19 protein-coding genes are annotated in these 23147 nt (G+C 66.9%); 12 read left to right on the top strand and 7 right to left on the bottom strand.

The window, feature by feature from the left end:
- Window positions 1-57: 57 nt before the first annotated feature.
- A complete protein-coding gene (locus tag ACNI65_RS08055) occupies window positions 58-432 on the bottom strand; it encodes a hypothetical protein (RefSeq protein WP_416762278.1) in 375 nt (124 codons plus the stop codon).
- A 494-nt stretch (window positions 433-926) separates the two neighbouring features.
- Here ACNI65_RS08055 and ACNI65_RS08050 point away from each other — a divergent pair, with 494 nt between their 5' ends.
- Both ACNI65_RS08050 and ACNI65_RS08045 read left to right on the top strand, forming a co-directional pair.
- Window positions 927-2576, top strand: a complete 1650-nt coding sequence (locus ACNI65_RS08050) for a hypothetical protein (RefSeq protein WP_416762277.1) — start codon at window positions 927-929, stop codon at window positions 2574-2576.
- Window positions 2569-5100, top strand: coding sequence for a hypothetical protein (locus tag ACNI65_RS08045; RefSeq protein ID WP_416762275.1), 2532 nt, complete (start codon window positions 2569-2571; stop codon window positions 5098-5100). The genes ACNI65_RS08050 and ACNI65_RS08045 overlap by 8 nt, the downstream gene beginning before the upstream one ends.
- 79 nt (window positions 5101-5179) lie before the next feature.
- Here ACNI65_RS08045 and ACNI65_RS08040 read toward each other — a convergent pair whose 3' ends face one another.
- The 6 genes from ACNI65_RS08040 to ACNI65_RS08015 form a co-directional block, all read right to left on the bottom strand.
- A complete protein-coding gene (locus ACNI65_RS08040; RefSeq protein ID WP_416762274.1) occupies window positions 5180-6367 on the bottom strand; it encodes an alpha/beta fold hydrolase in 1188 nt (395 codons plus the stop codon).
- A gap of 11 nt (window positions 6368-6378) precedes the next feature.
- The gene (locus ACNI65_RS08035) at window positions 6379-6762 is read right to left on the bottom strand and encodes an OsmC family protein (protein WP_416762273.1); all 384 of its coding nucleotides are present in this window, start codon (window positions 6760-6762) and stop codon (window positions 6379-6381) included.
- 44 nt (window positions 6763-6806) lie between these two features.
- Window positions 6807-7676 carry a glutathione S-transferase family protein gene (locus ACNI65_RS08030; protein WP_416762272.1) on the bottom strand — a complete coding sequence of 290 codons (870 nt, stop codon included), beginning with the start codon at window positions 7674-7676 and terminating at the stop codon, window positions 6807-6809.
- Between the two features lie 49 nt (window positions 7677-7725).
- Window positions 7726-8181, bottom strand: coding sequence for a cupin domain-containing protein (locus ACNI65_RS08025; RefSeq protein ID WP_416762270.1), 456 nt, complete (start codon window positions 8179-8181; stop codon window positions 7726-7728).
- A gap of 127 nt (window positions 8182-8308) precedes the next feature.
- On the bottom strand, window positions 8309-10222 hold the full coding sequence (locus tag ACNI65_RS08020) for a CocE/NonD family hydrolase (RefSeq protein ID WP_416762268.1): 1914 nt from the start codon (window positions 10220-10222) through the stop codon (window positions 8309-8311).
- On the bottom strand, window positions 10219-13047 hold the full coding sequence (locus tag ACNI65_RS08015; protein ID WP_416762267.1) for an ATP-binding protein: 2829 nt from the start codon (window positions 13045-13047) through the stop codon (window positions 10219-10221). The genes ACNI65_RS08020 and ACNI65_RS08015 overlap by 4 nt, the downstream gene beginning before the upstream one ends.
- A 155-nt stretch (window positions 13048-13202) precedes the next feature.
- Here ACNI65_RS08015 and ACNI65_RS08010 point away from each other — a divergent pair, with 155 nt between their 5' ends.
- The 10 genes from ACNI65_RS08010 to ACNI65_RS07965 all read left to right on the top strand — a co-directional run bounded on the left by ACNI65_RS08010 (window position 13203) and on the right by ACNI65_RS07965 (window position 23009).
- Window positions 13203-14177, top strand: coding sequence for a LysR family transcriptional regulator (locus ACNI65_RS08010; protein WP_416762266.1), 975 nt, complete (start codon window positions 13203-13205; stop codon window positions 14175-14177).
- Between the two features lie 99 nt (window positions 14178-14276).
- The gene (locus tag ACNI65_RS08005; RefSeq protein WP_416762264.1) at window positions 14277-14894 is read left to right on the top strand and encodes a glutathione S-transferase family protein; all 618 of its coding nucleotides are present in this window, start codon (window positions 14277-14279) and stop codon (window positions 14892-14894) included.
- Window positions 14895-14904: 10 nt separating this feature from the next.
- On the top strand, window positions 14905-15930 hold the full coding sequence (locus tag ACNI65_RS08000) for an acyltransferase family protein (protein ID WP_416762263.1): 1026 nt from the start codon (window positions 14905-14907) through the stop codon (window positions 15928-15930).
- Entirely contained in the window at window positions 15927-16793 is an 867-nt protein-coding gene (locus tag ACNI65_RS07995) for a hypothetical protein (RefSeq protein ID WP_416762261.1), read from the top strand. Before ACNI65_RS08000 ends, ACNI65_RS07995 begins: the two co-directional genes overlap by 4 nt.
- A 122-nt stretch (window positions 16794-16915) precedes the next feature.
- On the top strand, window positions 16916-19447 hold the full coding sequence (locus tag ACNI65_RS07990) for a penicillin acylase family protein (RefSeq protein WP_416762260.1): 2532 nt from the start codon (window positions 16916-16918) through the stop codon (window positions 19445-19447).
- Window positions 19448-19485: 38 nt separating this feature from the next.
- Window positions 19486-20112 carry a LysE family translocator gene (locus ACNI65_RS07985; RefSeq protein WP_416762259.1) on the top strand — a complete coding sequence of 209 codons (627 nt, stop codon included), beginning with the start codon at window positions 19486-19488 and terminating at the stop codon, window positions 20110-20112.
- A 143-nt stretch (window positions 20113-20255) separates the two neighbouring features.
- Complete coding sequence (locus ACNI65_RS07980) at window positions 20256-21089, top strand: HipA family kinase (RefSeq protein WP_416762258.1); 834 nt, start codon at window positions 20256-20258, stop codon at window positions 21087-21089.
- A complete protein-coding gene (locus tag ACNI65_RS07975) occupies window positions 21067-21921 on the top strand; it encodes a hypothetical protein (RefSeq protein ID WP_416762257.1) in 855 nt (284 codons plus the stop codon). Before ACNI65_RS07980 ends, ACNI65_RS07975 begins: the two co-directional genes overlap by 23 nt.
- A 118-nt stretch (window positions 21922-22039) precedes the next feature.
- Complete coding sequence (gene sodC / locus ACNI65_RS07970; RefSeq protein ID WP_416762256.1) at window positions 22040-22567, top strand: superoxide dismutase [Cu-Zn] SodC; 528 nt, start codon at window positions 22040-22042, stop codon at window positions 22565-22567.
- Window positions 22568-22718: 151 nt separating this feature from the next.
- Window positions 22719-23009, top strand: coding sequence for a hypothetical protein (locus ACNI65_RS07965; protein ID WP_416762254.1), 291 nt, complete (start codon window positions 22719-22721; stop codon window positions 23007-23009).
- The last annotated feature ends 138 nt before the right edge of the window (window positions 23010-23147 follow it).

Raw genomic sequence — 23147 nt, 5'->3', positions numbered from 1 at the left:
TAGAAACTGAAACGGGGCTGCGGTGGCAGCCCCGTTTGCCTTCGGGACCTGGTCAGCTCAGCGCGTCACGAGCCTGTACAAATCCCACGCGCCGACGCCCAGAACAACGGCGCCTCCAATGGCCCATCCGATGATCGGGACAGCCGCCGAGCTAGCGACGGTGCCGGCGATCGCACCAACGCCCCCCGCCATCCCCGCGCCTCCTGCGGCGACGGCCCCACCGCCCGCAGCGGCGAGCGCGCTTGCCGTCGCTGCGGCACCGGCCACGCCAGCACACGACGAGGCAGTCGCCAAGGCTGCGAGCGCAGCTGCCTCCGCAGCTGCGGCGACGGTGGTCACTCCGATGGCGGCACCCGCCCCAGCGCCAGCAGCTGCGCCGACACCTGCAGCGACTGCATCGCCGAAAGATTGGATCGATTCCTTCTCGCTCATGAGAACTCTCTCGAAAGTGAATTGCGGTCAGCGACCAGCCTTCCGCACACGGGTGGAGCCTCACCGCAGCCGACGTCGGAATGCGCGTATCCGACTCAAGACCGATCGTCGGCGAGAAGCAATGAGGCACGATTTGGGCATCGACGCAGAACGCATCAACGCGTATCGCTCCGGGCGTGCAGTAACGAGGCTTGTCACCTACCGGGAGCGGATGCCATTGGGGGGGCATCTCAGAATTGCCGCGGATGCCGAAGCGAATCGCTTGGCCAGCTGGCTGGTATGAAGGCGTGGTCCCCGCGCATGGCGGGTGAGCTGAGACAGCGATGTGATCGTAGAGAGGCAAAGGCTCAGTGGCAAGCGGGTCAAGCCACTCGATTGAAGGGGCCGTCAGCCTCAATTCCTTATCGATCGTCCCGCCCTCTTCCGGCCTTATCAACCCCGTGAGACTGCAGCGAAGTCGACGATACAGTTGCTTGCAATCAGAGAGGGACTTCATGGGCATCGCGACAAACTGGATCAAACCGCCAACGGTCATTCGAGGCCTGGATCATCTCGGTACTCAGGGCCCGTGCATCGTCATCTACTCCCAACTCTTCCCTGGCATCACCAACGTCACGGACAGAGCCCGTTACTACAGCTTCTTCCCGTGGTTGATCTGGTCATTCGACCGCCGCACTTCCAAAGAAGCTAGTTTCGACACCTTTCTCGAGCACTACCGACGTGCGGATTGCCTCTTCACACTGATTGCCGAACGTCACGCTCGCGTCTCAAAAGACAACCCGGCGAGACATGGTCCCGCCATGGTCGGCAGGGACAACTTGGTTCCCGCAGTCGACCTGATCGATAGCGGGAGGTCGCTTCGACTTTCCACCTATGCGACCCGCGACGATGTGCCTTCGCGGTATTTCTTGAACAAGCTAGGCGGTTTGGGGCAGTACTACGCGGGAACGCTGACCCAACTCGAACTACTGTCGACAAAAACCAAGCCATGGCTGGGATACACGGAGACACGAGGTCGACAGATTGCCGAGGCGTTTGAGAGTGGCGTGCCTGGCGCGGAGTTTTGGGAAGCTGTTGAGAATGATGAGATCTCAGGTGAAACCCTTGACGCACTGCATGCCTTCTGCCCTTGCTGCTTGCCTACGCAAAGCGAAGAGCAGGCCGTTTTGCTGGACACCTTCTTCGATCGACAGGCAGATTTCGGTGAGGAAGGCGGGCAGCGCAGAAAGTCCTTCGCTGTTGTCCTGCACTTGGCAAAGGCACTGAGCGACACCGGTGCCACGGAGCTTGATGAATTCACATTCCGCTCAGCGGTGTACGCGCGGTCCTTGGCGGGCGTCGCCGAGTGGGATGTGCCCGTTTCGCTGGAGAGCACGGTCTCGGCATGGTCGTACTACGTCAGAAACGATGTGTTTTCTGTCGCAGTACAAACGGCCTTCGCCATCGGGCTTACGGCACTCGCGGCAGAATCGCGGCCGGCCGCCTCTATCGAAGATTTGGCACGCTCGATCTCGGACCTCCCGTCCGTATCTCGCGCCCTTCGAGCGTTGAAGGTCGATACGTTCGGCGAGCTCTGCGAGTCCCTTCGCGCCGACGCGCCCCAATTGCACCAAGTCGCATCGACAGATCACGAACTGGCTTGGTTTGCGGCGAGGGTCTCAGCCAGAACCGACGAGGATGATCGCGCTCCGGCATTCCTAGCTTCGGTGGTCCGAATTCTCGCGCTCTTGCATACGCGCGACGATGCGATCCGCGCACCGTACGGGCACTTGGCCATCGACGCAGAGCAGCTCAAAGATTCCCCAATCAACCTCGCATCGTTCCGACTGCGGTGTGGTGCATGGAAGGAGTTGCCCCTACGGAACGTCGTCGAAGAGCTGTTGGCATGGTGCTTCGAGGCCCATCTTCATGTGGCACTTCGGAAGCTCAGGCAAAACTCACGCTCCACCTTCAGACTGATTCCATCTGAGCGTGGCATTGAGCCTCGGGGTGACATTCCACCACCCGCAAAGACGACGCCGCGCTTTCGCCAAGCGGTCCGAATCCTCCGAGATGTTGGCGCCCTCGATCAAGTCCAGACCGATAGGGACCAGTACATCGTGACGGCGTTGGGAGATGCGCTCTGCGCAGCAGCTCATGAATGACGATCCCATCTCTCTGCTAGACACTCTCAAGGGAGCCAGCTTCGAGGCGTCCCTCATCACCACGTTCAATGCAACGCTGCCCTTCTATGAGGAGGTCGTCCTACGTCGCCTGGTTTCCGCGGGCTCACGGCACAACGTTGTGATGATGGATGCGGCCCAGTGCGCGCGCAGCTGGGCCACGCCATCGCTCCGACCACGATTTGCGGGTAGCGCCTACACGCTCCTTCCGCTCTCCGCGCCTGGATCCTTCCATCCCAAGATCACCCTTCTGGTCGGCAAGAAGAAGACGGTGCTTCAAGTGGGCAGCCACAACCTCACTCTCTCCGGGTACGGAGTGAACCGCGAGGTATCGAACTTTCTCGAGATCGCTGCGACCTCCCCGCCAGCTCACAAGCTTCTCCTGAACCACGCGTGGAGCCTCATCCAGGAATGGGTGCGTGCCCAAGGGTCTCAACTATCGCCAACACTCATCGCTAGCGTCATGCGCATTGGCGATTTGCTCCCGCCGCACGCAGGCACGGCGTCCGACGTGGAGGACATCCGATTGCTTGGCCAGTCGGGCGAAGGACCGTCCCTTCTAGATCAACTGGACATTGCATTGCCTCGACCGCCCAAGCAAGCGGTTGTCGTTGGCGCCTTCTTTGACCAGGGCCATCGGTTTCTAAAGGAGCTCGAGTGGCGTTGGCCAGACACAAGCATTCGTGTCGTCATCGACCCTCCCACGGTGAAGCTCGGTCGGAGGCCAGGGACCTCTCGGACACAGTTCGTTGATGCGAGGAAGCTCTGGGATTCGCACCGCGACGGTTACCTCCACGCCAAAGGGTTGCTGCTCGACTTCGAAGACCACCTATCGCTTGTGACTGGTAGTGCCAATCCCAGTGCACCTGCTTGGCTCGCTGAACCGAGAAGAAATTTCGAGGCGATGGTTCTGAGGCCACACGTCACGCTGGAGGAGTCGAGTTTCGTGCGCGACCTCTTTGCAAGCCTTTCAGCCCCGCTCATGGGGCAGCCGGAACTGGATGCCATTCCCCGCTCCGATTCAGAAGATGAGTCGAGCGCGCTCGACAGCACGTGCCCCATCGTTGTGGCGCCGCTGGTCCGCGGGACCAACTTGGTGGTGGTGACCACTGCAACTGCGAGACCGATGACGAATGCCGTCATCCATTTCGAGGGCGGTACGCCGCCACAATCAACCACCGTTATCACTTCGCCGCAAGGCCATGCGGAGGTAGATCTGGGATCCAACTCGGGTCGATCGCGTTGGATGGAGATGAGCGCGCAAGATGCCAAACGCCTCATCGTCATCATTCACCATGAGCAGGCGTTACAGCCAAGGACCAACGGGTCTGACAGAGCCAAGCTGCGGGATGCGCTCGCCCATCTGGATTTCAGCGGAGCCAACATCGGCGAGCTGATCGCCGTCATCGAGAAGGCCATCTTTGACGATGAGATCTCTGTAGCTCATAGTGCTTCCGAGGCGGTGACGGCGGGCGGTTTGAGCCCGGCGGCCAGCCTCCGACCGGAGAGCCTCGCAGTGCAAGCCAGCCAGCCGACAGTCTCAAGCAAACACCGACGCCGAGTTCTGCAGGATGGCAGCTTGGTTGACGTGTTGGACGCCTTGTTGCATCGCCTCGGAGTCGGTTTGAATTCCACCGGCGGAGATTCTGGACGCATTGATCCGGTCTCCGAAGAGGAGAACATCAACAACCAACAAGAGCTGCCAGAAGACGACAGCAACGCGGATCCCACAAGGGAGGCTATCGCGCTCGTCAGACAGCGGCTGAAGTTGATCGTCAAACGCATGATCAAGCAGCTGAAGTCCGCAGTAGGGGCTAACGGCCAGCTAGAGCAGAGGGCAAAAGCCGCGCTAGGACAACTGGTTGCCGTGCTCTCGCTGATACGCGAGTTCCGAAGACTGCGACATCGTCCCCAGTGGAAACCGGCCCTCGGCTTCCTCGACGAAGACTGCCGTCGGGATCTCCTGACCAGCTCGATGGCTGCCCTCTTCGGTAGTGCGAACGGACTTGCACGGCACGTTCGAGTCGAAGGTGAAGACGATCCGGAAGAACTGGGGCAGGTCCGTTCGCTGCTCGCCTGGCTTGCATGGGATCTGGGCGATGCGGTGATGGGCCCGATCGAGCCCATGGTCCTGCCAGAGAAGAAACTCCAGCTCGCCAACAGCTACGCCAACCTTTTCGAATTGCTTCCAGCGCTCGCGCTCGACGACGAGGAGGCGATTCGTCTCAAGGAGAGCATCAGAATGACAAGGAGTCCTACTGCTGACGAAGGCGCCCGAGCGGAATCGTGGCTCGACTACCACCTGGGGCTTGGATTAGACCTAGCTACGGCCCCTGAACACACCTTCAATGATCGTTTTGACCTCCACGTCGGTGACCTCATGCGCATTCCCCTATCTTCGCCTGCGCAACTCCGAGTGGTCCTGGAAGTCACCGCCCAGGCCGTCAAACTGACTGAGTTTGATCGAGAACGAAGCTTCGAAAGGTTCGCCGGAATGAGGACCTAACGCCGCGCAGCTGCGCATGTTGTCATCCACCTTCGCGCCGTGCCGTTCGCCTCGGGATGAGCACAGAGATTCTTTCTGGTCAATCGCTGATCACCGGCTCACTGAACGCGGCCCCCGCTTCCAACGTGCGATGCACCGGGCACCTCTGCGCGACCTCGATCAACCGGGCGCGTTGCTCGTCGTCGAGCTCGCCCTCGATCGTGATGCGGCGCGAGAACTCGTCCGCGGGCTCCGCGTCCTTGCGCTTGCGATGGCTCACGCCCGTGCGAATGCGCCCGACCTTCCAGCCCTTGAGTTCGGCGAAATGCCGGATCGTCATCGTCGTGCAGGCGGCCAGCGCGGACGACAGCAGGTTGTAGGGCGACGGCCCAGACCCCAAGCCGCCAATCGCCTCCGGCTCATCGGCCAGCCAACGCGAGCCACCGGACAGCAAGGCGAGCTGGAACTTGCCGAGGCCCGTCTCTTCGGCCTCGGCGTCCGGTGACGGCGCCGCGAGCGGCTGAGGGTCGGGCAGATAGCGGATCGCCCAGGCCGCCACGCACGCACTCGCATGCACCGCGTCGGCATGGTCCCGCATCAGGTGATCGGCCTTGTCCAATGAGACAAAGCTCTTCGAATGATGCGCCGCCACGAAGATGCGGCTCGCGTTCTCGATGTCCACGATCTGGTCCATCGGGCTGTGCAGGATCATCAGCGGCACCTTCAGCTCCGCCAGACGGCGACCGGCATCGTGCTGACGCAGGTCTTCGACGAACGCCGCGCCGATGCGCACGGGAAATCCGCCCAGCAGCAGCTCCGTCGCGCCGAACTCGTCGATGGTCTTGAGCTCGCTCTCGCTCGCATGGCCCAGCAGGTGCGAGGCATCGAACGGCGCGCCGATCGTCGCCACCGCCCGCACGGACGGCATCCTCGACACCGCGCTCAACACCGCGGTCCCGCCCAGGCTGTGGCCGATCAGCACCGAGGCCGGCATGCCCGCCTCCGCCATCGCATCGCCGGCCGCCACCAGATCCTCGACATTCAGCGTGAAGCTCGTGTCGTCGAAGTTGCCTTCGCTCTTGCCGACGCCCGAGAAGTCGAAGCGAAGCACGCCGATGCCCTGCGCCGCCAGGCCGCGCGCGAGCGCCACCGCCGTGCGGCTGTCCTTGCCGCAACTGAAGCAGTGCGCCAGCAAGGCCCAGCCGCGCACGACGCGCTCCGGCATCTCCACCTTGCCGGACAGGCGCTGCCCATGCGGGTTGACGAAGCTGAAACCGCGGGTCGGCATCGCAGGCTCCGTCAGGACAGATAGGTATCAATGGACACACCGCCCAGCAGCGTCAGCGTGACCGGCGTGCGTTCGGCGATCTCGGCGAGGCGATCACGTTGTGCGTCGTCCAGCCCGACCACGCGCAGCGTGCGGATGACCCGGGGGCCGTCCTCTTCCTGACGCCATTGCAGGTCGACCTCGAGCGATTCGAGCGGCCAGCCCTTGCGGTCCGCGTACATGCGCAGCGTGATCGCCGTGCAGGCGCCGAGGCTGGCCAGCAGCAGGTCGTAGGGCGCAGGGCCGGCGTGTGCGCCGCCGAGCACTTCCGGCTCGTCCGCGATCAGGTGATGCGAGCCGAGCTCGATGTGGGTGCGAAAGCGATCCCGCCCGATGCGGGCGATTCCATGGGCCATGGCCATGCTCCGAGAAATGAAGGGGATGAAGTCGCGGCGGAAGATCAGATCCTGATCGCGCCGCCGCTGACATAGCTCGTAAACAGCTCGATCGGCATTGCCGCCTGACCGTGGTACTGCTCGTCGCGCCAGGAGATCACCACATCGGTCTGACCGATGGCGATCTCGACGGCGCCGCGGCGGACCTCCTGCGGCACGCCCTCGCCTTCGCGGTACTGCACGATGCCGACGATCTCCGCCAGCAGCGATCCGGCGCCGGGCGACGGCAGGCTCACTTCGCCGCGTCCCGGCATCGGCGCACCGGCCAGCCGCTCCTCGACCGCGAGCGCCGCCCGGATACCGCGATCGTCATGCAGGCGCCGCAAGAAGGCCGCCAGCTCGGGGAACCCGGCGAGACCGATCTTGGTTGTCAGCGCCCAGCGCAGCATCACGAACAGATAGGCGTCCGCGATCGAGCGCTCGCCGGTCAGCCACGAGCGCCCCGCCATCTGGCGCTCGATCCGCGTGAACAGCGCACGCACACGGGCCCGCGCGGCAGCGGAAACGTCCTCGGCGCTCGCCTCGCCGAAGCGGAAACGCTCCGGATAGAAGATCGGCGCGAAGGCCTTGTGGACCTCCGAGTTCAGGAAGGCCAGTCCTTGCAGCGCGCGCGCCCGCGCGCTCCAACCGCTGCCGCCCCAGAGACCCGCAGCGGGATACACATCGGCGATGTGCGCCAGGATCGCCACGCTCTCCGTGAGGCAGAGGTCGTCGTGGAGCAGCACCGGCACCGTTCCCATCGGGCTGAGCGCCAGGAACTCCGGCGTCTGCAGCCGCGAGCGCGTCATCCGGACCGCCTCGTAGCAGGCGGCGGCCCACTCCAGGGCGATGTGACTGGCCAACGAGCCGGCACCGGTCATGTAGTACAGCTTCATGGAATCCTCCTGCGCGTCACGGGTCGGTCAAGGCGTGCCGGGTGCGATGTCAATGGGCCGGCAACACCGCGTCCACGCCTTGCTTCTTGACCAGAAACACGACGAACTTCGCCGGCTTGGTCTTGCTCGCATTGCGGCCGACGGTGTGGATGTCCGCGGGACCTTCGTAGAAGGTCTGACCCGGCGTCAGCGTGACTTCCTTGCCGCCCTTCACGCCCATGACGATCGAGCCTTCAAGCACGTAGATGAAGCCATGCGCGTCGTGGCGATGCACCGGGTCGGCACCGCCGGGCGGATATTCGACAGTGAGCATCAGGACCTCCTGTCCGGGCAGGTTGGACAAGGACTTGGTCATCAGCTCGGCCACTTTGGGCGGCGGCGGCGCGGCGCAGGCGTCGGTCGCGATCACGCCGGTGGCCAGCGTCGCAAAGCACGCGACGGCAAGCACCGACAGCACGGAACGAAAAGGGCGCGATGGGACGAAAGCGCGGAGGTGATAGGTCATGACGTTCTCCTGGATGGGATGACGTCATGCTAGGAATCGCGCCGCAGTGGCGGAAGCCACGCGGCGGTTCTCACGGTGTTGCTCAAGCGGCACCAATGGCCGCCTCGGAAGATTCAGCGCGTGGGATTCAACGCACGCTGGCCAGCGGATCCGGCCGGCACGGCTGCATCAGCAGGCTGCCGCAGGCGGGCCGCTCGGCCGGACCGCGCACGCCGTCAAGAATGCCCACACGCAGCAGCGAGTCGTACCGCGCGTTGTGCAGCACGAAGACCCGCTGGCGCAGCGAGAACGGATCGAAGCCCAGGCCACCGGACTGCGACGGCGTGTCGATCCACATCCGCAGGCGCGAGCCCTTGCGGAAGTAGTGCCCCATGCGCTGGACCTCCACGCGCGCGAGAACAGGTCGCCCCATCAACGGCGGGAGGAATTCCTGCGGCTTCTCGCTGTGCCAGGGGCGCAGCGGCGTCGACCGCGCCGTATCCAGCGCGCGATTGGACAGCCGCAGCCAACCGCGCTGAACGTAAGTCTCCTGGCCATCCGGGCGGATCTCGGTGAGCGTCACCTGCAGGTCGGCGTCCCCGGCCATCGCCGCCACCCAGAGGTCCGCGCTGCCCGTGCCATAGACCAGCGCGTCCTCGGCCAGCGGCGCCGACGTGTAGGCCAGGCTGCTGGCGCGCCAGTCGCCCGGCAGATCGCCCCAGTACGCGCGTGCCGCGATGTCGTTGACCGCGACGCCGGCGCCGGGATAGTCGAAGCCGTCCGCCGCGCCCGCGCCCGGGCGGTCCGAGAGCTGGCCGCCCTCGGCGAGGTGGAACTCGCGCACGCGCAGGTCGCGCTCGCGCACGGCATCACGCTCCACCTTCCAGCCCGCGCGCGCGGTCGCGGCGGGCCGCATGCCGTTCTCGCCGGGGCCCGTCGTCTCCATCCACACGGACAGCTTCGGGGTGTCGCGCTCGAAGCCGTTGTCCAGGCCCTTCACGAAACGATCGATGAAGCGCATCGCCGTGGCCTGGAACTCCGGTGCCGAGTAGATGTCGTGCGCCCCGTTGGACTGCACTCGCCACAGGCGCGCCGGGTCGAGCAGCTCGTGGTAATGGCCGCCGCGCGACGTGAGCGCCTGATCCTGGAAGGCCTCGACGGACAGCACCGGAACGCGGATCCGACCGGCACGACGCGACAGGTCCATGCTGTTCATGTAGTCGTCCCGCAGCGGATGCGCGGTGAAGAACTGCATGATCGAGTTGGGTTCCTCGTTGGCCAGGTTGCGCGCCACCTGCGCGAGGCAAACGGTGTCGCCCTCCTCTTTCGCGGTGCGCGCCACCACCGATTCCCACCACGCGCGGAACACCAGGCGGAAGCCGGCGATGAAGCCCGGCTGCGGCACGCCGCCGGGATTGAGCGCGTCGCGATAGTCGACCAGCGGCACGCCCGGCACGATCGCGCGCAGGTGCCTGGGCTGGAACTGCGCCGCGGCCAGCTGCGACGATCCGCCGTACGACGCTCCCATCATCCCGACCTTGCCATCCGACCAGTCCTGCGCCGCGGCGAACTCGACCGCCTCCGCGCCATGCCTGCCAAGTTGCGGACGGATGTATTCGAGCCGCCCCGTCGAGCAGCCGGTACCCGCCGGATTGACGCCCATCACCGCGTAGCCCGCCTCCACCAGCCGACGGTCGAGGGCCAGTTGTTGCGCGGTCTGTCCGCTGCGGTAGGTCAGTCCCCCGATCGAACCCGCGTCATACCCGTTGATGAAGAGGATCACCGGCACGCGCGCCTTGCCCTCGCGCCTGGGCAGCAGCACGCTGTAGCGCAGCCGCTCGCCATCGGCGGTCTTCATGTAGCCGGTCCGCCGCTCGGCCCAGAAGGGCTCGACCGGCGGCGAGGCGGGAAACTCGAACGCGCCCATGGACGGCAACCCGGTGTCGGGGTCGAGCGCCGGAGCCTGCGCGGTCCCTTGCGCCAGCGCGGCGCCGACGACCAGCAGCAGGCCCAGTCCTTGGCCCCAGCCCTTGCAGGCGCGCGTGAAAGTGGATGTGCTCATGTGCTTCGCCGGTCCGGGCCGGACGCCCCCCTCGATGGTGGTTGCTCTGTCGTTGACCGCCCCTGCCGGGACCACAGCGCGGCCAGGCTGGCGGCCGCGCGCCGCTCCCAGCCTGCGGCGCCCTGCTCCAGCGCCAGCTGCTTCGCGCGTTGGTACAGGCCTTCGGCGGCCGCCTCTCGGCCCGCCTGCTCCTCTCGCCAGCCGGCCGCTCGCCAGATCTCCGGCGCGCACCAGTGCCCCTCACCGGCCTCCAGCCGCGCGATCAGGCCGTCGTCCATCCAGTCCAGGCAGAAGGTCGTCAGCATCTCGCGCCGCGGCGGGTCGTAGGACGCGTACTCGCGCTGGACCTCCCGCACGCAGGTCTCCCGATCCGGCCCCGGCGCCGCTTCCGCCAGCCGCAGGCCCTGCGAGAACCACTCGGCATAACGCAGCCAGCCGGTCAACCCGCGGCGTCTTGCCTCCTCGGTCATCAGCTGGATCCAGCGCCGCGCCAAGGGCAGGTCCTCTGACCACAAGGCCACCGCGCAGCCGCCATAGAGCGCTGAGCAGACCGACACCGAATGGCCGATGGCCTGCGCCCGCTCGACGGCCGCGGTCGCCATCTCGATCGCGCCGGAGGTGTCTCCGACGATCCACAGGGTCCGGCAGAACAAGGCGCGGACCGCTACGAGCGAATCCGGACCGACCAGGTTCGCGCTGGTGCGGCCGATCTTCAGCGCGGCCGATTGCCCGGACTCGCTGTGCTGCCGGGACAGGTCGAAACGCCCGCCGAAGTGATGCGCCATCGCGCACACCCGATGGGACAGGATCTGCGCCGACGGATCCGACCAGGCCAGGGCCATGTGCTCCAGCGCCTGTGAATGCCGCAACGCGGCGGTGTACTCGCCGCGGAACATGTCGTGGGTGCAGCGGCCCCAGCGCGCCCGCAGCTCCAGGGCGGCCGATCCGATGGCCAACGCTCCGGCAAGCGCGCGATCACAGGCCTCGTTCAGTTGCGCGACGCTGCCGCCGGTGTGCAGCAACGCGGTGATCAGCACGGTGTAGAGCGAGGTCGCCGTCTCCACGTCGGGCTCCAGCTGGTCGTCCACCAGCCGCAAGGCAGCCATCACCCAATGCTGGTACTCGGCCACCAGCGACAGGTGGAACCAGAGGTGGGCCGAGGCGATCACCAGCGCATGCGCGGACTTCGCATCGGTCTCCTGGACGAGGCAGTGCTCCAGCGCCGAGCGCACGTCATTGAGCCGCCAGGCATGGCGTTCGTCCCACTCCTGGACGCTCAGGCCTTGCAGGTCGGCGGCCGCCGTCTTCATGACCTCGATCATCAGCGTCGCATGCCGATGCAGCAGCGCCGGCCGCTCGTCGCTCTGCGCCAGCAGCGCCGCGGCATAACTGCGAGTCGTGTCCAGCAGCCGATACGGCGCAATGGCATCCTGACTGTCGAAGAAGACCAAGGACTTGCCCGCCAGAGAGATCAGCGTCTCGAAGGCCTGTTCCGGGTCGGTGCCGATGGCCACGCCGAGCGCTGACTCGACGTCGAAGCGGCCCCGGAACACCGACAGACGGCGGAACATCGTGAGCTCCGCCTCGCTCAGCAGCGCGATGCTCCAGTCCAGCGCTGCCGCCAGCGTTCGATGGCGAGGCAGCGCCGCGCGGCTGCCGGTGGAGAAGAGGCGGATGTGATCGTCCAGCCGCAGCACCAGGTCGCCCACGGACTGCACCCCGAGTCGCGCGGCCACCAGTTCGATGGCCAACGGAATCCCGTCGAGCTGCCGGGCCACGCGGGCCAGCGACGGCCCCTGGACGTCGTGGAAGGGCCCGGCGCCCGCGGCTCGCGCCCGACAGACCAGCAACTGCACCGCGGGTGCCTGCAGGGCTTCGGCCAGCGTCAGCGACTCCTCAGGCGGGACCGCCAGCGGTGACATGCGCAACACCCGTTCTCCGGGGACGCGCAAGGCCTCTCGGCTGGTGGCCAGGATGCGCAGACCCGGCAACGCGCCCAGCAACTGCGTGATCGGTGCCGCGAGCGTGTCCACGACGTGCTCGCAGTTGTCCACCAGCAGCAGCATGTCACGGCCGGCCAGCGCCTGCGTGATGGCCGACAGCAGGTCGGGCAGGTCAGGCGCGGCTCCCAGCGCGCGCGCCATCGTGCTGAGCACGTGGTCCTGCGAGATCAGCGGCGCCAGGTCGACGAAGGCGACGGGCACGCCGTCGCGCTGCTGCCGGCATTCGGAAGCGCGGATGGCCACGCTGGTCTTGCCGATGCCGCCAGCACCCACCAGCGTCACCAGGCGGTGCTCGGCGAGCGAGGCCAGCACGGTCTCGGTGTCCTCGTCGCGTCCGATGAGGGCGGTCAGCAGGACCGGCGGCGTCGTGTAGGTCCAGGTGGCCACGCGAGCGCGCGTCGCCGGCGCCTCCTCGCCGGCCACCGTCTCTCGCTGAACCCGGCCGTTGAAGCGATACCCGCGCTGCGGGAGGTTGGAGATCCACTCCTTGAAGCCGTCCTCGCCATCGGGCTCGCCCAGTGCCTTGCGCAGCATGGACACGTGCACGCGCACGCTGGCCTCTTCCACGACCACACCGGCCCAGACCGTGTTGAGCAGCTCGTCCTTGGCGATGAACTCGCCGGCGCGCCGCACCAGATAGAGCAGCAGGTCGAAGGAGCGCGGCCCGATGCGCACAACCTGGGCGGCATTCGCCCCGTCGGCCGCGGTGTCACCGCCACCCAGACGCTCAAGGCGTCGCTGCGACTCCCACAGGATGAACGCGCCGAAGTGCCAGCGGGCCTCGAGGGCCGACGTGGACGGCGCCATGGACGGTGCTTGCATGGCGGACCTTGTGATGGCGGGCGAGTATGTGCGCAACGGCCTACCTCGGTAAAGGTATCGGACGCCGTCCGGCACGCGCTTTAACAGGCTTTAACTCGCCCTCTCGCGCGTCAACCACCAAAGTTGCAGCGTCCCCTTCGAATCCAGGCTGTCTCATGCTTCCCAATGCCAACCCCGATCCGCTCGCGTCGAGCTTCGCCACCACCTACGCGGGCGTGATGGCGTTCATCGCCGTGGTCGCTGAAGGCAGCTTCGCGCGAGCCGCCGAACGGCTCGGCATCGGCCGCTCGGCCGTGAGCCGCAGCGTGCAGCGCCTGGAGGACCAGTTGAACGTGCGGCTCTTCACCCGGACCACGCGCAGCACATCGCTGACGCGCGAAGGTGACCTGTTCTACGCGAACTGTCACGCGGGCGTCGATCGGATCATGCAGGCGGTCGACGAAATGCGAGACCTGCGCGAGGGGCCGCCACGCGGCCAGCTGCGCATCGGCGCCTGCGCGGGCTTCGGACGCCGCGTGGTGGCGCCGTTGCTCAATGCCTTCCAGGACGCCTATCCCGACGTCTCCATCGAGCTGCTGCTCAGCGATCGCCCCGCGGACTTCATCTCGGATGGCGTCGATGTCGCCTTCCGCCATGGCCGCATGGAGGACGCGCAGATCATCGCCAAGCGCATCGTGCCGATGCAGATGGTGGTGTGCGCGTCGCGCGACTACGCGCAGTCGCATGGCCTGCCGGCCGCGATCGAGGACCTGGACCGGCACCCCTGCATCAATCTGCGGGTGCCCTCGGGGCGGCTGGTGGATTGGGAATTCCAGGTCAACGGGCAGACACGACGGATGTCCCCGAAGGCGAGGCTCACCTACAACGACGCGGACCTGGTGCACCAGGCCGTACTGGACGGCCAGGGCCTGGCGCAGATGCCGGACTTCATGGCCTGCGAGTCGCTGCGCGAAGGCGCGCTGGTGGCCTGCCTCGACGCCTACGCACCCGCGGACCAGGGTCACTACATCTGCTTCCTGAGCCGACAGCATCTCCCGTCGCGCATGCGGGTGTTCATCGACTTCATGACCGCCCGCATCCGCGAGCGGGACCTGCGCTGCCCGGACACGATCCAGGCGGCGCATTCGTGACGCACGCGCAACGACGTGTTGCGCGGGCGTCGCCTAGCCGAAGAGGGGCATGGCTTCTAGCATTCGCCCCCGTTCCCGGGTCGAGGAGAGGACCGATCGATGATGCAGCTGTATTACCTGCCCGGCGCATGCTCGCTGGCGGCCCACATCGCGCTGGAGTGGGCCGCGGCGCCCTACGAGGCCCTGGGCATGACGCACAACGCGCTGCGCTCGCCCGAGCACCTCGCGTTGAATCCTGGTGCCACGGTGCCGCTGCTGCGCGACGGCGGCTTCCTGCTGACGGAGAGCGTCGCGGTGCTGTTCTACCTGGCCGAGTGTTTTCCCGAAGTCGGACTGATGGGCGAGATACCGCGTGATCGTGCCGAGACCTTGCGTTGGCTGGCCTTCATGAACTCCGACCTGCATGCGGCCTTCAAATCGATCTTCGCGCTCAAGAGGCTCGAGGACGACGATCCGCATGCGGCCCAGCGCATCAGCCCCACGACGCGCCGTGTGCGCGGCTACCTCGAGCGGCTGGACCGCCAACTGGCCGGCCGCGACTGGCTGACCGGCGTGCGCTCGATCGCGGACCCCTACCTGTTCGTCATGTTCCGCTGGGCCGTCAGCGCCGACATCGCGCTGGACGGCCTTCGCCATCTCACCGCCTTCGCTCGCCGCATGTACCTGGACCCCGGCGTCCGGGCCGCGCTCTTCGCGGAAGAAGGCCTCTCCCTATGATTCCCGGACCATGACCCCCTCGAGTCTTCCCTACAACCCGGCCCTCGACGGACTGCGCGCGCTGTCCATCCTGGTCGTCATCGCCTTCCACTGCTTCGTCCCGGGCTTCGGCGGCGGACATCTGGGCGTCGACCTGTTCTTCGTCCTATCGGGTTACCTGATCACGGCCTTGCTCGCCGCGGAGATCCGCCATGGCGGCATTGCCGTCGGGCGCTTCTACATGCGACGCCTGATGCGGCTCTATCCGCCGCTGCTGGCGCTGGTGCTGGCCTATCTGTTGCTCGCCCCCTGGCTGTTCCCCAACGAGCCGCGCTGGCTGATGGCGGGGCTCACGCTGACCTACGTGATGGACTACGCCATCGCCTTCAACGTGCTGCCGCCGACGCTGGGCGTGACCTGGTCGCTAGGCGTCGAGGAGAAGTTCTACTTGCTCTGGCCACTGCTATTGCCCGCGCTGCTGCGCGCCAGACGGCCCATGCTCTGGCTGCTCGGCGCCTTCGTCGCCGTGACCGCCTGGCGCTACGCGGTCGCCTGGCAGTGGGGATGGGGCCAGGCGTACTTTCGCTTCGACACACGCGTCACCGGCATCGTGCTCGGGGCGATCGCCGCCTTGCGGCCGACCGTGATGCCCCGATGGCTGGTGCTGGTGGCGTGTGCATCCCTGCTGATCAACCTGGTCATGCCTTCGCTGCCGTTCCACTGGCAATTCCCCGGGGCCACCTGGCGTGTCACCGCGGCGGAGCTGGCGGCGTTCGTCCTCGTGAGCCACGCGGCCGCGCATCCGACCGGGACCTGGCTGTCGTCGCCTCCATTGGCCTGGCTGGGCCGGCTGTCCTATGGCCTCTTCCTCTGGCACTTCGCTGCGATCAGCGCGCTCGGCCGCAGCCACTCGCCCTGGGTCCTGCTCGGTGCCAGCCTGACGTTCTCGCTGGTGATGGCCGCCGTCTGCCATTACCTGATCGAGCGGCCCGTGGGGCGCTGGAGTCGCCGCCGCTTCGGACCGCTCAACCCTTCTTCGAAAGTGCTCAGTCCATGATCAAGATCCTGCTCCAGACCACGATCGCCAGCGATCCCGATGATTGGTCGATCGCCCGATTCAGCCTGCTCAAGGCCTTCCTGTCGTCGTGCCGGGACGGCGACGGGCGCGCGCTCTTCGAGGTCACGGCGCGCGACCGCCTGCCGGGCCCGGGGCCCGACGAGGTGCTCCAGCACCTGGACACCACGGCCTTCGACCAGATGTGGCTCTTCGCGGTGGATATCGGCAACGGCCTGACGCCCGAGGATTGCGAGGGCATCGGGCGATTCCACGAACGCGGCGGCGGCCTGATGCTGACGCGCGACCACATGGACCTGGGCTCGTCGTTGTGCGAGCTGGCGGGCCGGCTCGGTCTGGCGCATCACTTCCACTCGCGCAACAAGGAACCCGACGAGGCACGCCGCTGCCGCGACGATCCCTACACGACGACGATCCTCTGGCCCAACTACCACTCGGGCGCGAATGGCGACTTCCAGGACGTCCAGGTGATCGATCCCGCCCACCCATTGCTGCGGGACCCCGACTCCCCTACGGGGCTGGTGCGCTACCTCCCGGCCCACCCGCATGAGGGCGTCGTCGCCTTGCCAGATGGCGCGCAGACCATCCTGGCGGGAGTCAGCCGGGTGTCCGGGAACCGGTTCAACATCGCGTCGGTGATGGAGCGCAACGGCCGATCCGGGCGCGTGCTGGCCGAATCCACCTTCCACCACTTCTGCGACTTCAACTGGGATCCCCGGATGGGATCGCCGTCATTCGTCAGCGAGACACCGGGAACGGGCATGTTGGACAGCGCCGACGCCTTGCGATCCACCAAGCAGTACATGCGCAACATCGCGTCGTGGCTGACGGAAGCTGAACGCTAGCCGCCCACCTTGTCCCCTGTCTGGGTCGACCTCGCCTCGCCGCAGCCGACCCGTGGCGAGACGCCGCTACGCTTGCCCCCTGCCCGGTGCATCGGGCCGTCGACAGAAAACAGGGAGACAAGATGACACATTCCGTCTGGCGCGGCGTGATGCCGCTGCTCACGCTGACCCTTGGCGCCACCGCCTTGCTGAGCGCCTGCTGGAGCGACAACGACGATGACGACGGGCCGGCGCCGCCCGCCTCCACCTATTCCGCCGAGATCCGGCGCACCGCCATGGGCGTGCCGCACATCAAGGCCGCCAACTGGAGCGGCGTGGGTTACGGCTACGGCTATGCCCAGGCGCAGGACGACCTGTGCACCATCGCCAACTCGATGCTGACCTTCCGCGGCGAGCGCTCCCGCTACTTCGGCGCGGACGCGGTGATCCCCTTCCAGGGCACGATCGGTCAGCCACGCAACCTCGATGCCGACTTCTATCACCGTCATGTCCTGAACGACGACGTGATGCAGCGCCTGATCGCCGCGCAGCCGGACCGGCTCAAGCAGGTCGTGGCCGGTTACGCGGCGGGCTACAACCGCTACGTGCGCGAGATCAAGGCCGGCGCGGAGTCCACCGCCCACACGGCCTGCCGGGGCGAGGACTGGGTCAAGCCGCTCACCGACACGGACATCTTCCGCCGCATGTACGCCGCCCACTTCGCGGCGGGCTACAGCAACTACCTGGCCCAGATCGCCAACGCCACCGCGCCGGCCGCGGCGACACCGACGATGGCGTCCGCGACGTCGACGTCGACGTCCCGACGCGCGCGTCCGATGAAGGCGACGTCGCTGGCCATCGCCACCGATCGCCTGCCCCACGTCGAGGTCGGTGGCCATGAGGGCGTCGGCAGCAACATGATCGGCTTCGGCACCGCGGCCACCGGCGACAGCAGCCCGCTGCTCTTCGGCAATCCGCACTGGTACTGGCGCGGCCCCGATCGCTTCTATCAGGCGCAGTTCACCATTCCGGGCGAGCTCAACGTCGCCGGCACCTCCTTCCTGGGGGTGCCGGTGATCCAGATCGGCTACACGAACGACGTCGCCTGGAGTCACACCGTCTCGGCCGCGCGCCGTTATGGGCTGTTCCAGTTGACGCTCGTGCCCGGCGATCCGACCAGCTACGTGCGTGACGGCGCGCCGGTGAAGATGACGGCGCGGGCGCTGACCGTGGCCGTCAAGCAAGGCGACGGCACCGTGGCCAACGTGACGCGCACGCTGTATGAATCGCAGTACGGGCCGATCGTGAACCTGGGCGCGCTCAATCCGGCGCTGGGCTGGACGACGAACACCGCCTTCGCGATCCGGGACATCAACGCGGACAACTTTCGCGTGTTCCGCGTGTGGCTGCGCTGGAGCCAGGCCAAGACGCTCGACGAGTTCGCGACCATCCAGCGCGAGGAATCGTCGATCCCCTGGGTCAACACGGTGGCCGTCGCGCGAGGCGGCAGCCAGGCCTGGTATGCCGACATCGGCGCGGTGCCCAACGTCTCGCCCGCGCAGATGACCAGCTGCGCCACGCCGCTGACGACGGCGCTCAGCGCCGCGCTGCCGCGCACGCCGGTGCTGGACGGCTCGAAGAGCAGCTGCGACTGGCTGACCGACGCGGACTCCAAGCAGCCGGGCGCCATCGGGACCTCGCGCATGCCCAGCCTGCTGCGCGACGACTACGTGCTCAACAGCAACGACAGCTATTGGCTGAGCAACCCGGCCGCGCCGCTGACCGGATTCCCCGACCTGATGGGCCCCGCGGGCACCACCGCCATCAGCCTGCGCACCCGCCTGGCGCATCTGCTCGCGCAGGGGCGGCTGGCAGGCACCGACGGCTACGCGGGCAACAAGGCGACGAGCGACACGGTCCGCGCGATGGTGCTGAACAACCGGGCGCTGTCGGCCGAATTGGTGAAGGACCAGGCCCTGACGATGTTGTGCGCGCCGCCCGCGGCGATCAGCGTCACCGGCGACACGGCCACCGGAGAGACTTTCAACCCGCCGCGCAACGTCGATCCGACCGAGGCGTGCGCGGCGCTGCAGGCCTGGGACAACAAGGCGCTGGTGGGGTCTCGCGGCGCGCATGTGTGGGACGAGTTCTGGACACGCGCCTTGCGATTGCCGGAGACCTCGCTGTATGCGGTGCCGTTCAGCGCGGCGGATCCCCTCCGCACGCCGCGCGATCTGAATCCCGCCGCGGTGTCGACGCTGCGGCAGGCCTTCGGGGCGGCCATCCTGCGCGTGCAGGCCAGCGGCTTCGCGCTCACGGCCACGCGTGGCGAGACCCTGTTCGCGCCGCGCGGCGCGGACAAGATCCCGATGTTCGGAGGCTGCGGCGCGCAGGGCTACTTCACGATCGCGTGTTCCCCGACGCGCATCGATCAGGGCGGCTACAACCTGGACACGGCGACCAGCGCCAACAGCTACATGCAGGTCGTGCGCTTCCCCAGCGACGGGGTCGAGGCCTACACCTTCCTGACCTTCTCGCTCTCCGACGATCCGGCGTCCGCGCATTACAGCGACTACACGCGCGCCTACAGCGCGGGGCAGTGGCAGCGGATGCCGTTCTCGGAGGCGGAGATCGCGAAGGACCCGGCGCTGACGACCAAGACGATCAGCGAGTAGAACCAGCAGCGGTGGCGGCGGGCCTATCATCCGCCCCCATGCTGACCTACGAACAAGTCTTCGGATTCCTGCTGGCCGCGATGCTGATCACGGCGTCGCCGGGGCCAGACAACCTGATGGTGCTGGGCATGGGGGTGTCCAAGGGACGCCGGCACGGCATGGCCTTCGGGCTGGGCTGCGCGCTGGGCTGCCTGAGCCACACGGTGCTGGCGGCGATCGGCGTGAGCGCGCTGATCGCGGCCTCTCCGGTGGCCTTCACCACGCTGAGGGTGGCGGGCGGGCTCTATCTGATCTGGCTGGGCTGGAAGGCGCTGCGCAGCCGCGGTGGCGCAAGCGTGGCGGATGCGTCGCAGGTCGAGGACTCGCTCGCGCGCCTGTTCTTCAAGGGCGTCTTCGCGAACGCGATCAATCCGAAGGTCGTGCTGTTCTTCCTGTCCTTCCTGCCGCAGTTCGTCGTGCCGGCGCAAGGGCATGTGGCCGGGCAGACCGCATTGCTTGGGCTCGTCTTCACCGCGCAGGCGGCGGTGCTGTTCGGCCTGCTCGGCTACTTCGCCGGCGCGATCGGGCAATGGCTGCAGCGCAAGCCGCGCGCCGGACTCTGGCTCGACCGCATCGCCGGCGCCGTCTTCGTCGCGCTGGGGCTGCGGTTGATCGTGTCGCGCTGAGCACCTGCACCACCCTTTCGCAGATCGTCGGTGGATCTGACCTTCCCATGCGATCAGGTCCCCCACTTTTGATGATGTGCGCCCGCCAAGGCGACTGATACCGTTCGACCTCTTGCCTGCGACGCGTGTCGCTCGGGGTTCGAATGAGGCACTCCACCGCACAGATCATTCCACTGCGTCGTTCATCGCTACGCGAGATTCGAACGGCCTCGATTCACAGCGCCGGCGTGCGCATCAACGGCTCTCGCAACGAGGTCTGGCTTTGCCCGGCTTACAGCGGCGCCGACACGGTGATGCTCTACGTGAAGCCCGGTTTGACCGTGCGGCAACTGGTCGCCGAGCTGGTCGCCGCACAGGTCGGCCATTGCCTCGGGCTTCCCTGCCCTGACCCGTTCATCGCCTCTGTCGCGCCGCACCATGTCGGACGCGCTCGTGGGCCGACGATGCTGGCCTTTGGCTGCCAGCAAGTCGGACCCACTTCACTCGCGTATCCGGTCCGCAATCTGTCGCTGATGCTGGATCTGCTCCGCAAGGCAAAGGCAACCGAGGGCGTCTGCGTGCTCGACGAATGGATTGCCAATGCCGTGCGAGGACCTGGTGACATCGTCTTTGATGCTCAGCAGTCCGTGTGGTTGATCGACCATGAAGGCGCGTTGGAGGCTCATATCCGTCCCGACGAAGCCGTCACGAACTGGTTAGCCGGACAGTTGGACATCACGCTCCAAACCCGATCAGAGCGAGCCGAGTTCCTGGGGCGCTTGCATCAGTTGGCGAGGTCGCTGACGGTCGCCCAGATCCATGGTGTGCCTCCCGAGATGCGAGACATCGAGCGGGGTGATAGCACCTATGCCGCAGTGCTAGAGTTCCTCGCTGCCCGGCTCGATCACCTCGGCTCACTCCTCAGCGCCCGCGTCATTCCTGAACAGCGCGCCTTCGACATGCGAGACCCCAGCAATGACAGCGCATCAATTGCCTAGCTTCGAGGCCGTCTGGTGGCCAATCTTCCTGGAAACGGTTCCCGGATCCAGCGAGCAGCTCTGCGTCGCCGTCCTGATGCGCGCAGCCAGCGGCCAAGCCGCTGTCCGGCAGGCCATTTCCCCCGAGGTACTGCGGTCGCTCTTTGGCAGCGGCGGCAAAGGCATGACGTTCATCATCGAGCAGACCGTGCAGGATCTCCAGCGCCAACTGAACGCATTCACTCGCGTTGAGGAACTGGACTTTGCGTTCGGAGGCTTCCGATTCGGCACCGTCCGCGATTGCGTGGCCAGAGACTCAGACGAGGTATTCGACATCGCGATGCGTCTCGGGACCGCGTTCTCTCAATCGCCGTTCGGCGCGGAGAACAACGCGGGCGACACCGACGCGCAACTGGCCTTCGACGAATGGACGGAGCAAGTGCGCGAGCACACCCTGGCGGGTAGTAACTCCGCCAACCTCGCGGACGCCTTCAATGTCCAGGTGCCGATACTCAGCGCCAAGCGGCTTCGCATCGGATTCGTTCGCGGCGGCTATGTCGCCCAGTTCGGCGTGCTGCGCGTGGGCAAGAGCCTGAACACCGACCAGCGAGCGCTCAAGCTCAAGCTCTTCGACCTGGAAGTTCTGCGCCGAGAGAACGCGCTGGCCTTCCACGACGCTGAGTTGATCGTCGGCGTCGAGAGTCCCGGAGACAGCCATCCGAAGCGCCAACGAGAAGCGCTGATCGAGACTTGGGACTTCATCACGCGCGAGTCTTCCCTGCGCGGCGTGACGCCGCTTCGGTACCCCAACTCGCACGCTGCTGCGGAATACCTTCGCCAAAGAGCTGCCTGACCCGCGTTGCCAACGCGGTCTTGTCGACCTCCGAACGAGGATTCCGCGACGATGGGTCTTTCCGGCGCCTGCGGCACGCCGCTTGCCGCCTCGCTCCTCCCCCATTCCGGAGACTCGCATGACCCTTCGCCCCTTGCTCGCCGCCGCGCTGCTGGCCGCCCTGCCCGCGACCGCCGTGTTCGCCGCTGAAGCCTCCGTCACCCTGAAGGTGGCCACCCCGCAGGGGGAAGGCGGCCCCATCGGCACGGTGACGATGGAGGACACGAAGTACGGTCTCGTCTTCACCCCCAAGCTGACCGGCCTGCCCCCGGGCCTGCACGGCTTCCACGTGCACGCCAATCCGTCCTGCGCCGCCGCCGACAAGGACGGCAAGCCCTCCCCCGCCGAGGCCGCCGGCGGCCACTTCGACCCCAAGAAATCCGGCAAGCACGGCGAACCCTGGGGCGACGGCCACCTCGGTGACCTCCCGCCGCTGTTCGTCAACGGCGAAGGCGAGGCCACCCAGCCCGTGCTCGCGCCGCGCCTGAAGCTGGCCGACGTCAAGGGCCACGCGCTGATGATCCACGCCGGCGGCGACAACCACGCCGACCACCCCGCCCCGCTGGGCGGCGGCGGCGCTCGCGTGGCCTGCGGCGTCATCCAGTGACGCCCCTGCTCCTGTAACACCTTTGCTGGGGCCCCGTGGGGCCCCTCGCCCTTCTGGGGGGCCTTTCCCCTGCCTGCGCAGGCATGGGGCTTGCCAAGTTGATACGTCCGGTTTCAGACCGCATCAACAACTTGCAAGAGGGGACTCCACCATGACCCGCCCAGTCGGCCCGCTCCACGCGATCGCCCCTTTGGCACCGATCGCCTCGACCGGTCCGCTCACCGCGCTTCCGACCCTGACCGGCCTCGCCGGCGCCGCCCATCCCCCGTTCCCGCATGACGCCGCGCTGCAGCGCCACCTGGCGCAGTGCGCCCGCGCCCGCGGCCGATGGTTCGGCCTGGCCGTCCTCGCCGAGCGCCTCCATGGCCTCGTGCTCCCCCGCCTGGCCACCACCGCCGCCCTGAGCGCCCTCACCCTGGGCCTGTTCGCCCACTGGCTATGACCGGCAACCGGCCCACGAACGACGCTGATCGCCCCCCCGCCGCGACGCCCGATCCCTCCTTGGAGGGCCCCCCGGCGTCCGCTTCGGCGCGCCCCCCCGACGAGGGAGGTGACGCCCCCCCGGAAATTGCGGAAGAAC

Source organism: Roseateles sp. So40a (assembly GCF_048081605.1).
GTDB lineage: Bacteria > Pseudomonadota > Gammaproteobacteria > Burkholderiales > Burkholderiaceae_C > Roseateles.
This window is presented reverse-complemented; position numbering and strand designations above follow the sequence as displayed.